The organism is Methanoculleus sp. MH98A, from assembly GCF_000691865.1.
Taxonomy (GTDB): domain Archaea; phylum Halobacteriota; class Methanomicrobia; order Methanomicrobiales; family Methanoculleaceae; genus Methanoculleus.
Genome location: NZ_JMIO01000060.1, coordinates 23,211 through 35,720 on the forward strand (window position 1 = coordinate 23,211; position 12,510 = coordinate 35,720).

General features: G+C 59.6%; 13 protein-coding genes. All 13 read right to left on the reverse strand.

Translation table 11 applies throughout. The annotated features are described in order from the left end of the window. Nucleotides 1-16: 16 nt before the first annotated feature. Complete coding sequence (mcrC, locus tag EI28_RS08755; RefSeq protein ID WP_048114232.1) at nt 17-640, reverse strand: methyl-coenzyme M reductase I operon protein C; 624 nt, start codon at nt 638-640, stop codon at nt 17-19. A gap of 1 nt (nt 641) precedes the next feature. Continuing rightward, nucleotides 642-1,118: a methyl-coenzyme M reductase operon protein D gene (mcrD, locus tag EI28_RS08760; RefSeq protein ID WP_048114233.1), complete on the reverse strand. Its 477-nt coding sequence runs from the start codon at nt 1,116-1,118 to the stop codon at nt 642-644. Nucleotides 1,119-1,135: 17 nt separating this feature from the next. Further along, a complete protein-coding gene (gene mcrB, locus EI28_RS08765; protein WP_048114234.1) occupies nt 1,136-2,440 on the reverse strand; it encodes a coenzyme-B sulfoethylthiotransferase subunit beta in 1,305 nt (434 codons plus the stop codon). A 363-nt stretch (nt 2,441-2,803) separates the two neighbouring features. Beyond that, on the reverse strand, nt 2,804-3,610 hold the full coding sequence (locus tag EI28_RS08770) for a formylmethanofuran dehydrogenase subunit C (protein WP_048114235.1): 807 nt from the start codon (nt 3,608-3,610) through the stop codon (nt 2,804-2,806). A gap of 12 nt (nt 3,611-3,622) precedes the next feature. Further along, nucleotides 3,623-5,329 carry a formylmethanofuran dehydrogenase subunit A gene (locus EI28_RS08775; protein WP_048114236.1) on the reverse strand — a complete coding sequence of 569 codons (1,707 nt, stop codon included), beginning with the start codon at nt 5,327-5,329 and terminating at the stop codon, nt 3,623-3,625. Between the two features lie 3 nt (nt 5,330-5,332). After that, nucleotides 5,333-6,646 (reverse strand): formylmethanofuran dehydrogenase subunit B, encoded by a 1,314-nt coding sequence (locus tag EI28_RS08780; protein WP_048114237.1) that lies wholly within the window; start codon nt 6,644-6,646, stop codon nt 5,333-5,335. Beyond that, nucleotides 6,643-7,044 carry a molybdopterin dinucleotide binding domain-containing protein gene (locus tag EI28_RS08785; RefSeq protein ID WP_048114238.1) on the reverse strand — a complete coding sequence of 134 codons (402 nt, stop codon included), beginning with the start codon at nt 7,042-7,044 and terminating at the stop codon, nt 6,643-6,645. The genes EI28_RS08780 and EI28_RS08785 overlap by 4 nt, the downstream gene beginning before the upstream one ends. 27 nt (nt 7,045-7,071) lie before the next feature. After that, nucleotides 7,072-7,497, reverse strand: coding sequence for a hydrogenase iron-sulfur subunit (locus EI28_RS08790; protein ID WP_048114239.1), 426 nt, complete (start codon nt 7,495-7,497; stop codon nt 7,072-7,074). Further along, nucleotides 7,498-9,519, reverse strand: a complete 2,022-nt coding sequence (locus EI28_RS08795) for a CoB--CoM heterodisulfide reductase iron-sulfur subunit A family protein (protein ID WP_048114240.1) — start codon at nt 9,517-9,519, stop codon at nt 7,498-7,500. It lies immediately after the preceding gene. An 11-nt stretch (nt 9,520-9,530) separates the two neighbouring features. Continuing rightward, nucleotides 9,531-10,433 carry a CoB--CoM heterodisulfide reductase subunit B gene (gene hdrB, locus EI28_RS08800; protein ID WP_197018478.1) on the reverse strand — a complete coding sequence of 301 codons (903 nt, stop codon included), beginning with the start codon at nt 10,431-10,433 and terminating at the stop codon, nt 9,531-9,533. A 4-nt stretch (nt 10,434-10,437) separates the two neighbouring features. Then, a complete protein-coding gene (gene hdrC, locus EI28_RS08805) occupies nt 10,438-11,019 on the reverse strand; it encodes a CoB--CoM heterodisulfide reductase subunit C (protein ID WP_048114242.1) in 582 nt (193 codons plus the stop codon). Nucleotides 11,020-11,029: 10 nt separating this feature from the next. Further along, on the reverse strand, nt 11,030-12,199 hold the full coding sequence (locus EI28_RS08810; RefSeq protein ID WP_048114243.1) for a 4Fe-4S binding protein: 1,170 nt from the start codon (nt 12,197-12,199) through the stop codon (nt 11,030-11,032). 15 nt (nt 12,200-12,214) lie between these two features. Then, complete coding sequence (locus tag EI28_RS08815) at nt 12,215-12,487, reverse strand: 4Fe-4S binding protein (protein WP_048114244.1); 273 nt, start codon at nt 12,485-12,487, stop codon at nt 12,215-12,217. Nucleotides 12,488-12,510: the final 23 nt, after the last annotated feature.

The window sequence follows — 12,510 nt, forward strand, 5'->3', positions numbered from 1 at the left end:
TTTCTTTTCACCTCATTCATGTTGGGCTTTTTAGCACTTTCATAACGGCACGAATGACCTCTGCCAATTTTTCCCTGCCAGGTGTCTGGCCCCTTGTTACGCCGCTGACGATATCCATCACGATGCCCTTCGTCTTCGTCCGGTCGGGCGGCGGCATAACCACCGCGGTCCTGACCCCCTCTTTTGCGAGATCCTCGAAGTCGATCGGAACCTGGGATACGACGATAGCCTTGATGTTCGCGTGCTCAAGGATAAACCGGACTTTCTGCACCACATGGGAGCGGACGTTCCCATGATGCAGGATGGCTACCTTGTGCTGCTCGATCTGGGCGATCTCTTTCTCCGTAAGTCCGAAATAGGCTCCGAGAACGTGACCCGCGACGGGTGAATCTGCCGGAACCCCGCTCCCTGCATTGAGGACGAGCGTGGTCACGGAGAACTCCGCCCCCTCCCTCCGGAGACCGGAGGTGATGTCGCAGACCGGTTTCGTCACGTGCCTGCGGCCGGGGGACATTCCAATCACGATCACATCCGGGGATCTGGTCTCGGAGATGGTGCCCCGCTGGGCGAGACCGCCTCCTTTTCCCATCCCCATGCTTTCGCGGCAATCGACGACCTGGGTTACTCTTCCGATTGGCATCTTACTTGTTTCCCTGAATGATAACGGGACCGCCTTTCTTTCTGGGATCGACGAGCCCGAGAACTTCTCTGTCGACGTCAGGTCCGTATTTCGCGTAGTCGGACACCGTCGGCCGGGACTTCATGAACCGCCCCTTCTGGACGGTGCAGGAGAAGTCCTTATCGGCAAAGACTTCGTCGACCGCTTCCTCGATGGCCGGGATGTACGACTCGTCCTCGAGTTCCAGGATAACGTTTCCGACCTGTACCTGGAGTTGGACATCCTGGTCTCCGATACGGATGACCTTGCGGTCCGGGTGGGGATTGGGTTTCCCCCGTGCCGGGCCGTAGGGAACGGTGGCGGGAAGGTTCTGTCCGGTAAGAGACATCCGGAGAATCCCGCCGACCCGAACAAGCCTGTTCAGGAGTTTTTCCACCGTGTCGGGTCTGAGGAATCGCGCAGAAACGATTCGAACCTGAGGGTATATGGCTTCGGTCATTGGTATCCTTGTGTTATTTACACACCCTGTGCGATCTGCTGCATCGGCTTGTTGAAGACGTCAACCTGGCCGAAGGTGTCGCCGTAGACCTTGGATGTGCTCTCCGGCGAGAACATCTGCGTTCCGGCATCGAGTGCCGCCGCAGCGACCACGCACGGGATAGCCACGCCTGCGGCGTGCCTGGTGACGACGTGGTTGCCGTTGAAGACACCGGGTCCGCCGCCACCGTAGATCGAGTGGCTGAAGAACGAGAACCCGACGGCGGTACCCATAACACGGCCGTAGTCACAGCCGGGGAGACCGGTCTCGTGCTCAAGCAGGTCGTTGAAGTACAGGAGCGTCGAGGAGACTGCCTGGGCGAACCGTCCGGCACCGCAGTTGACCATGGTGGCTGCCATGGTTCCCGCAGCGGCGTAGGCGTTCCAGAGCATGGGGTCCTTCGTGTCGTAGAACTGGAAGTACCCGCCCTTCTTGCCGGGGGTGATGACCTTGTCCTCGATGGCGCGCTCGACCAGACTCTGCACGACCGTGCCGATGGTTCCGGTCTCGCCGTTTTCCTTGACGAGTTCGTAGACCATGTTGTTCGCGTTCAGGCCCTGGTAGGCATAAGTGAGCAGCTGGGCACGCTCAAACGGTCCGATGGCGTTACCCATCTCAAACATTCCTGCCTGTTCGAAGGTGGACGAGAGTGCGGCGCCCTGCATCGCGTTCCTGCCGGTGATCATCACGGCGTGATTGACCGGGATGTTCCGGAGCGCGTAGCCGAGGCCTTCGTTGTTCTGGGGGAGCGACAGGATGGACGTGACGTTGGCGCCGGTAAGGTCCACCGTGTGCGGGTAACCGCCCCAGACTGCTGCCTTGACCATCGCTGCGTCGAACGCTCCGATATCGAACTGCTCGACAATCGAGAAGGTGGTCGCGGCTGCGACCGACGCGATTGCAGCGTCGTAGGTGGATGCGGCCTCCATGCGGATGCTGGGCACCTCGACGAGAATGAGCTTGCCGCCGCCGAACTCGCGGATGTTGGTGTTGTCACCGTCCTCGACCTGGACCATCTCCTTGATCTTTCCGATGATGGCGTCCTTGTTGCCGATGATGTCGAGGTTAAGCTCACGCCCGAGGACATAGCCCTTGGCTACCTTTCCGGTCTTCAGGCCTTCCTGAATACCGCCCAGGTTGACTGCAACCGTCCTCTTGGTAAGGTCGATAATTTTCCGGGTTGCCGGGTTGATCACCGGGCTGATCTTCTCGAGCGGCACTCCACTCTTCAACTGCTTGCCTGCATCATCGTACAGGTCAATAGTTTCCTTGTATTTTGCCATAATTTTCCTCCATTACCCTCTTTAAGTGCATACAATCCGGGAGTGTGAAATGAACGCTAAAAGCATCGCTGACTGTGACTGTTGGTGACTACTGCACGTCCTCGTGGGACAAAATGATAGTATCCTTCTCGGATGATATAAGCATTGCTGTTTATGTCTATGAACAAATATATATCGCGAGTCCGATATTAAATATCTGCTGGGAATATTTCGATCGCTCAGAAGAGTATACGTATCCTGCCTCATCTATCGTAACATGGAAAAAGCAAAATTTTGTTATTTCGTGCTACGTTTTTTACACTGTTCGCATCCGCTCTCCGACGTTCGGTACTGCGTATATGTGCTCGAAAAAAAAAGAGAGTTTCAGGCCTCGATCCGCTGGTAGAGTTTGGCGTAAATCGTCTGGCCCTTCCGCTTTCGGTGGCGCTCCCCGAGGTCGCCCTCGTAGAGAGCAAACCGCCCTTTGATGCCGTCCATATCGACGTCGACATCCTCGCGGTATGCAAACCCGGGCATCATGACATCGATGGTGCCAAGGACGTAGATCTCGCCTTCAACCATCTGGCCGCCGAGGCGGCTCTTTGCATTGCCCTTGATGACGATCTTTCCACCCTCGGCATGAGTGGCGACATGGACGTCGACGTCGCCGCCGACGACGATCTCGCCGCCGTTCATGAAGGTGCCGATATCGCTTCCGGCATTGCCGGTGACGGTGATCTTTCCGCCCTTCATGCCGCGCCAGTCGCCACGATAGGCGGCGCCGAGGTAGTTCCCGGCGTTGCCGTTGACGACAAGTTCGCCGCCCTTCATGCCGGTTCCGGCAAAGGCGTCAACGTTCCCGTTCACCGTGATCTTGCCGCCCTGCATCCAGGCTCCGACGTACATGTCGGCGTTGCCGTTGACGACGACCTCGCCGCCGGTCATCTTCATGCCGATGTACTTGACCCGGGAAAGATCGCCGTTGACGACGATCTTCGTCTCCTCGGGCGTTGCTCCGGCGTTGCCGGAGACCTCGAAGAATTCTCCGAGCCGGTGCTGCTCCCTGCCCACGTACACGTGGAGGTCGGCGATCTCTTCGGCTTTCTTCCCGGCAACCGCGTCGGGTGCGATGTTGTCGGCCTCGAGGAAGAGATCGGGCTGGTTCTTTATGGTGAGTGTAACAGTTTCCATCCTTCTCTCACCTCACTCGGTCGCGTCAACCTCAATCACGTACGGGTTCGGGAGATAGTGCCCGGCGACCTCGTAGTTGTTTAAGTTGACGGTGTAGTAGCGGAGGAACTTCTCCTTGACGTCACGCATCACCTGCGGGTTCTCGTTGACCTTTGCGTTCACCCAGAGCGTCCGCTTGTTGCCGTTCGAGGCGATCTCGTGGTCTTTGACGACCTGTACGCCGGCCTTGAAGACGTGCTCTGCGTTCAGGAACGCCTTCTCGATGTCGTCGGGCACATAGGGCTTGTTCGGGTTGAAGTCGTACACAGCGACATCCGCTTCGAGGCCGGGCGCAAGCCCGCCGTAGAGGTGCGAAAGACCGAGCGATTTTGCCGTTCCTGTGCGGGTCATCTGCGCGATCTCGTAGAGACCGAGTTCACGGTCGATGCCGGCAAGGTTGGTCGCGTCGATGACCTTATCCTTGTGCTTGAAGGCGTCGAACTGCTGCTCACGCGCTTCAGTGCTCATGAGCCACTTCATGATCCGCGGGTAGCGGATAAACAACCCGGCGTTCGGGTGGTCGGTGGTTATGAAGACCCGCATGGGGTCTTTCGCGAGCAGCGCGAGCTCGAGGCCGATGCACCACTGAATGGCGCAGACCTTGATGTTCGGACTGTAGAGATACGGCACGACCCCCGCGGCGGTCTCGAGTTCCACGTCGGCGTTCGCCCACTTTAAGTGGTTCAGCTCCGTGAGGTGGTGCTCGAACGGCCCGTCGGCGGTCATGGTCGTGGTCTCGTCGAGCGTCACCTGACCTATGTCGATGGTGATGTTGTCGTGGGAGTTCACGTAGTCCATGATCTCCTTCGCCTTCGACTCCATGTTCCCCCAGGAGTCGCCGCCGTAGGAGTGGAACTGGACGTGGGTGTGGTGCAGCACCTGGTCGCGGCCGAACTTGCTCTTCGGCTTGATGCCCTCCGAGAGTTTGAACGAGTCGAGCGTCGTCGTGTAGTTGCCGGGGTTCCCGAGGTTGTTCGCATGCATGTGCATCGAGTGCGGGAGACCCAGGTACTCGTTCGCCTCGATGAGGCCCTTGATGATCTGGGCCGGCGTGATGTCGAAGTAGGGAACCGGGTCGTGAACGTTCTCGCAGTTCAGACCCCATCCCCAGGCCTCGGTGCCGCCGGGGTTGACGACCTTGACTGCGTAGCCCTTCGTGACCCTGAGAAGCCAGGCGATGTAGGCGGCGGTGTTCTCAATCTCGTGGTTCTTGAGGTACTCGAGCACGAACCAGTTATTCCCGAAGACCGGGTAGGCCCCCTGGTCGAGGATCGGCGTATCCCGCATCTCCTCGTGGGTGTGCCGGGCGTAGAGCGGCGGCATGGCCGCTTCCATCACGGTGGTATAGCCCATGCGGGCGTAGTTGTAGCCGGTCCGGATCGTCGTCGGGACCGAGAACCCGCCCTGCATCCGCTCGATGCCGTTCTTGGGCTTGTAGGTGAAGAGTTTGTCCTCAGGGCGGAAGTTCCTGCCGATGTTCACCTTCGGGCCGGCAACATGGGCGTGGATATCGACCCCGCCGGCCATGACGGTCTTACCCGTGGCGTCGATGACCTTCGGGCTGCTGAGAGCAGTCGTCTCGACGATCTTGCCGTCCTTGATGGCGACGTCGACTGCATCTCCCTTGATGCCCTGGACCGGGTCGAAGACGAAACCGTTCTTGATAAGATACTCTGCCATCGCTTACACCCCCTGGATCTCCTTGACGCGTCCAAGAACGCGTTTCAGGAATTCCTCGTCGGTCATCATGCCCTCCGGGGGCTCGACGACCTTCCTGGTCTCAATCGGCACGTTGTCCATCCGGTATGCGCACCCGCCCACCTCGACGCCGACGAAGGCGACGGGAACGTGGACCTTGCAGACCTCGGTGGTCGGGGTCTCGTGGGGGTCGATAACGACCGACGGGCGGTTGTAGATCTTCTTCACTGAACTGAACGGGAAGTGTGCGCCGGGGTCGCTTCCGAGGACAAAGACGGCGTCCACCTCGTCCCTGCGGAGCAGGTCGTTTGAGGTCGTCTCGCCGGGGTTGTAGCGGGCGAAGCCCCGGGAGAGGTCCACTGCATAGGGGAACCCGAACAGCCAGCCCCATACCTGGCCGGAGCCGGTGACGTTGTAGTGCCCGCGCATCGGCATAATGGCTGCTTTCGTGTACTCGTTTAAGTCACGGGTGACCGCGATAGCCTCGTCGATGTTGTGGTTCTTCCCGAGCGACTGGGTCACGCCCATACCGAAGAAGATAATCGCGAAACGGCCGCTCTTGAGCATATCGGCGACTTCGTAGATCTTCTCCTTCGGGATTCCCGCGACGACATCGGGGAGCTGCTCGCCCTTGAACGCCACACGAAGAGCGTCGAGGAGTTCGTAGTCGTGTCCCTGCTCGATCTGCAGGTGGATGTCAGCCAGACTCGCAGTGTCGGTGGGACGCGGATCGACGACGATCATCTTACGGCCCGCATGGCCCTTACCGGTGAAGAATCCACGAGGGAAGATCGAGTAGCGGGACATGTGCCGCGGATGGGCGTGCGCCGGGTTGCATCCCCAGAAGAGGATACGGTCGGCACGGTTCTTGATCTCACCCAGCGTACAGCTCGGGATCCCGATATCCTGAACAGCGATAAGGGATGTTCCATGGCAGACAGTCGCCGTGTTGTCCATGACCGCTCCGACGGCCTCGCCGATCTCGGACCCGACGGCCTGGGCTTCACAGTTCGTGGAGCTCCAGCCGTACATCAGGGGCTTCTTTGCTTCGGTGAGCATCCGGGCGGTATACTCGATTGCTTCGTCGTAGGAGATCTCTTTCCAGGAGCCGTCTTCCTGCCGCATGCGGGGGCGGGTGATACGGTCCTTTGCCTGGGAGTGGAGGAACTTCTCGGCGCCGATAGCGCACGCGTTGTAGACTTCGAGGAGATCCTTTCCGTCATCGCTGACGACGACCTCGAGGTCGTCGCAGAGTGTCCCGCAGAACGGGCAGATAACGTCGGTTACAGTTCTGGTCATGCTAGTTCACCCCTGCACCCCTTGCGCACCAGTTCCAGTGAGCCGAGGACGGGTTCGTTTTTGGCGACCTCCACTTCCACCGGCGTACCTTTAAAGGTAGGCATACCGGTCGAGTAGGTGTTCGGGTTGACCACCATGTTTGCCCAGGGCCCCATCGGTATATACGCTACACCGGGGTGAGGGCCCTGGGTTGCATCGACCGCCTTAACGATGACGCTGCCGTAACTGCTGGTGACGCGTACGTTCGTGTTGCGGTAAGTTCCCAGCTTTTTAAAGTCCGCCGGGTCGAGTTCGATGATCCCGCAGGCGGTGGTGTAGGCGGGTTTTTCCTTCCCCGCCTCCATGGACACCCCCTGCTGGATCGTGCGACCCGTGATCAAATTCACTCTGATTGCCATTCTTATTCATCCCCTGTCTATTGTGTATTATCTGGCAAACTCTTTGAGCGGGCTTGGACCAAGCTCGGTGACGGTCTTGACGACGTCTTCCATGACCGTTCCCCACTTTGCACCCTCGGATGCGGAGACGAAGGTCATCCTGAGACGCTTGTCGTCAAGGCCAATGTTCTTGAGGACACTCTTCAAGAGGAACATCCTCTTGGCTGCCTTGTAGTTGCCCTCAAGGTAGTGGCAGTCGCCGAAGTGACAGCCGGAGACGAGCACGCCGTCCGCCCCGTCCTGGAATGCCTTCAGGATGAAGAGGGGGTCGACCCGGCCCGTGCACATCACGCGGATGGCACGGATGTCGGGTGGATACTGAATGCGGGCGCCGCCGGCAAGGTCCGCACCGGCGTAGGAACACCAGTTGCAGATGATGGCGATGATCTTTGGTTTCCAGTTCTCGTCTGCCATTTACTGTTCACCTCCGAGGAGGAATGCATCGATCTGTGCAACGATCTGTGGGGTTGTAAAGTGCTGCATCTTGATTGCACCGCCGGGGCAGAACCCGCCGCAGGTGCCGCAGCCCTTGCACTTGGCTTCGGTGACCTGCATGACCTTGCGGCCGTCCTTCTCGACGAGCGCGAGGGCACCGTAGGGGCATAGGTTGACACACAGTCCGCATCCGGCACATTTCTCCTCGATACACTGGGCGAAGTAGGGCTCGAGCTCCACCTCTCCCCTGTGGATCGGGATGGACGCCGCGGATGCCGCGCCCTCTGCCTGGGCGACCGTGTCCGGGATATCCTTCGGTCCCTGGCAGACGCCGGCGAGGTAGACGCCGGCAGTGGTGGTGCCGCACGGGTTCAGCTTCGGGTGTGCCTCAAGGAGCCAGCCGTCCTGCGAGCAGGAGACACCGAAGAGTCTCCGCGTCTTCTCGGTCTCGGCGGAGGGCTCAACGGCGGCCGCGAGCACAACCATGTCGACTTCTATGTCGAGGGGCCGGCCGAGGAGCGTATCCTCTGCGTTGACGTGGAGGTTCTTGGTCACCGGGTCTTCGAGGATGTTTGCTACCCTGCCGCGGATGAACTTCGCACCCTCGTTCTGGATGCGGTAGTAGAACTCCTCGTACATCTTCCCGAAGGACCGGATGTCCATGTAGAAGATGTAGGGCACCGCGCCGGGGATCTTCTCGATGATCTGGTGGGCGTGCTTGAGCGAGTACATGCAGCAGAACCGCGAGCAGTACGGCTTGCCGACGCCGGTGTTGTCACGGGAACCCGCACAGAGGACGAACGCGACCTTCTTCGGGGTTTCGCCGTCGCTCGGGCGGACAAGGTGGCCGCCGGTCGGGCCGGACGCGCAGATCAGCCGCTCGAACTCGAGCGAGGTGATGACGTTGTCGAATCTCTTGTAACCCCACTCGAGCTTCTTCTCGATGGGGAAGATATCGTAGCCCGTGGCGATGATGACGGTACCAACCTTGACGGTCATGAACTCGTCCTTCGCATCGAGGTCGATTGCCTTCTTCTCGCCGCATGCCTCGACACAGAGGCCGCACTTGACGCAGGCGTCGAAGTCGACGGTGTAGATCAGCGGGGAGACCTGCGGGTGGTAGATGTAGATCGCCTTTCTCGGCGCCATGCCGAGCTCGAACGGGTTCGGCTTGATGACCGGGCAAACGGCTTCACAGTCGCCGCAGCCGGTGCAGCCGCCGCCGATGATACCGCGGGCTTCCGCCTCGGCCGGGGTGAGGACCCCGCGTGCCTTCTTCCTGAGGGTCACGTCGAAGTTGCCGATGTAACCCTCGACTCCCTCGACCTCGGTGTAGGTGAGGAGCTCGATGTTTTCGTTGCGGTAGACATCCACCATCTTCGGGGTCAGGATACACTGCGAGCAGTCCAGCGTCGGGAAGGTCTTGTCGAGCTGGGACATCCTGCCGCCGATCGTGGGGTTCTTCTCCACGAGATAGGTCTTGATACCTGCGTTCGCAAGGTCGAGCGCTGCCTGCATGCCGCCGACACCGCCGCCGACGACCATGGCCGCCTTCTCCACGGGAACGCTCTTCGGGATGAGGTCTTCAAGCAGGGAGGCTTTTGCTACGGCGATCCGGACTGCGTCCTTCGCCTTTGCGGTTGCCTCTTCGGGCTGGTGCATGTGCACCCACGAGTTCTGCTCGCGGATGTTTGCCATCTCGAACCGGAAGGGGTTTAAGCCGCCTGCCGCGGTCGCGTTACGGAACGTGGGCTCGTGAAGACGGGGCGAACATGCCGCCACGACGACGCCGGTCAGATTATGCTCGGCGATGGCGTCTCTGATCTTGTTCTGGCCGGGGGTCGAGCACATGTACTGGTAATCGTCGGCGATGGCGACATTCGGGAGCGTCTTGGCGTAATCCCTCACCGCCGCGACGTCGATGGAGCCCGCGATGTTGGTACCACAGTGGCACACAAAAACGCCAATTCTTGGCTCTTCGTTCTTTTTGATTTCTGCCATGTATTTGCACCTCACAGGATCTTCTTCAGGAACGGCTCAACATCGATGGCATGGAGGTCGAGTGCAAGCTCGTCCGGGCTCATGCCCTGTGCCAGTCCCAGGAGTTCGTTGTAGTGCAGGACGGGGAGTCCCCATTCGATGCCGAACTTTTCCTTGATCTCGACCTGTCCCCTGTCGTACTGGAGCTGGCAGAACGGGCAGACTTCTGTCAGCGCATCCGCGCCCGCTTCCTGCAGGTTGATCATCTTCTCGTTCGTGATGTCGATAGCGTGTGTCAGGTCGTATCCCCGGACACCGCCGCCGGCACCGCAGCACAGCATCTTGTTGCGGTACTGGACCGGTTCGGCGCCGAGCGCGGCGACGAGTTCTTCGATCCACATCGGGTTCTCGGTGTCCCCGAAGTGCCGCTCTTTCTTGGGTTTCATCAGGTGGCAGCCGTAGTGGACGGCGATCTTCGCGCCGGTCAGGGGGCGCGTGACGCTCTCAGCGATCTTGTCGACGCCTACGATCTTGGGGTCGTAGTAGAGTTCGGCGAGGTGCCAGACGTCGATGGTGCCCTTGAACTCCATATCGATCTCTGCAAGCACCTCGTTGGCCCCGTCGCGGAGGTCATCGTTATGCTTCAGTTTCTCGTTGACTTCGTAGATCGACTTGTAGCACCCGTTGCAGATCAGGGTGATGTCCATGCCCATCTGCTCGGCGAGCACGATGTTTCTGGCTGCCATGGCGTACCAGATGTTTAAGTCGATCGCACCGAACGCACCCGGTGCCGGACAGCAGCTTGCACCCTTCAGGGGCAGGAGTTCGATGCCGACCTTCTCACTGGTCTTGATGGCCGACGCCTCGATGCCGGGGTACCGGTTCGGGGCGATGCACCCGAGGAAGAATGCATACTGGCGCTTGTTTCCGCTCATGGTTTCACTCACCCTCCGACAGGATCTTGTCTGCGCGTTCTTTCAGTCCGTAGTGGTCTATGATCTTCCTGAGGCCCGGCAGGTACTCGGGGTACTTGTGCGTCGTCTCAGGCTCCTCATCGAGGCCGAGCTTCTTCCGGGCGGCACGGTTCGCGTCGTTGTTCGGAACACCGTGACCGGTCTCGTAGATCAACTGGGTCGTCTTGAGGAAGTTGCGCGGTATGATGTCGCGCCGGGCCGCGAGGTTCCTCATCGCCATGATAACGTCGGTCGGCGCGAGATTGCGGGGGCATCGGTCGGTGCAGCTGTAACAGGTGGTGCAGAGCCAGAGGTCCGGGTCGGTGAGGATCTCTTCCTCGAGACCGAGGATTGCCTTGCGCATGAACAGCCGGATACGGTACGAACTCCGGGGTGCCGAGGGGCACGAACCGGTGCAGGTACCGCACTGGTAGCACATGTGGGCGGCTGTCCGCCCGATCTGCTCAACTTCCTTGATAAACTCGGGGTTGCTGTCAGGGATGTAGTAATTCCTGTCCCGGAGTTTCTCAACGAGTTTCTGGTCTTTATAGTCTTTCTTCACTGCCATTGGCTATCCCTCATGCCTCTTCTGCTTCTCCCACAACTTTGACCTCAATCTCTCCGGGGGCGGTCTCTTTGACCTTTGACGTCCTCGGGGTGAGCAGTTTCTCCTTGATCTGCTTGAAGAGGTCCGTCTCTTTATCCTTCATCCGGATCCCCGTCCGCCGCAGAACAATTGCATCCTCGCTCGGGCAGGCATTGACGCAGGCGCCGCAGAGGATACAGAAGTCTTTGTTGATGGCGATATTGGCCTCAACCTGTCCCGCCATATCCTTTGCAGGGACGGGGGAGGGCAGGTAGAGCGCGTTGCAGGGGCAGACCTCGACACAGGTCGAGCAGCCGCCGGGGCACTTCTCGGGGTGGATCTCGATGTCTCCCTCGAAGATCTTCTCGACGGTGATTGCCTCCTGGGGGCAGGACTGGACGCACCAGGTGCAGGTGCAACAGTTGTCCTGCTCGATGTCGACCTTGCCGGACAGCTTGCTGCTGACGATCTCCCGCTCGAGGGTGATTGCATCCTGGGGGCAGGCCTCCACGCAGATCTGACATCCGTCGCAGGTGCTCTCTTCCCACTTGACTTCCCCTTCGATCTTGCCGGTCTCGGGGTTTGGAGCGTTGCGGATGACGGTGATGCTCGGACAGAGTTCACCGCAGATGCCGCAGACGTCGCACTTCTCGGTATCGACGGTAAACGTCGTCTTGGTCTGCAGTGCAGCCTGACGCGGTTTGCCGGCTTCGTCGCCGCCTTCGAATGCGGGGACGTCGCGGTTGATGGCGTCCCTCGGGCAGACTTCCTCGCAGATGGTGCACCGGTCGCACTTCTCATCGTCGATTACGGTGACCATGTCGTAGGTGGGGAATCCCTCCTGCTCAAGAATCGGGAGGCGCTCCTCCCCGTCGATCTTGAGTGTCATCGCATTGAAGGGGCACATGATGACACACACGCCACAGTACGAACACTTCTCAGGGTTGACGTCGACGGGTTCTGCGTAGTCGATTGCCCCGCGCCGGGTCGCACCGACGGGTCCGAGCACGATTGCCTCTTCCGGGCAGGCGTCGACACAGATGCCGCAGCCCGTGCAGGTTTCGGCGTTCAGGATCAGGTTGTTGACCGCCTTCAGGAGCCTCTGCTCCATGATGACGTTCTGGCCTTCCCGCGTTTTGGAATACTTTGGAAACAATGCCATATTCTTGTATCACTCCTAGGCTTCCACTTTTCGGGCCTTCGCCCGGCTTTCCCACGGTCCTACAAGCTTGATAACTCCATAGGGGCATGCCTGGACGCATACGCCGCAGCCGGCGCAGAGCTCTGAGTTGAAATCAAGGATGACGGCCTTGCCGTCTCTGACCTTGTAGATCTTCTCCTTGGTTGCTGGATCTTCGGTGTAGAGCTCGAGAGCGTCGACCGGACATGCCACCACGCAGTTGTTGCAGCCTGTACATCGTTCCATATTGATGTGCAATGCAAATGCCATGGTATCACGCACCAGATCTGATC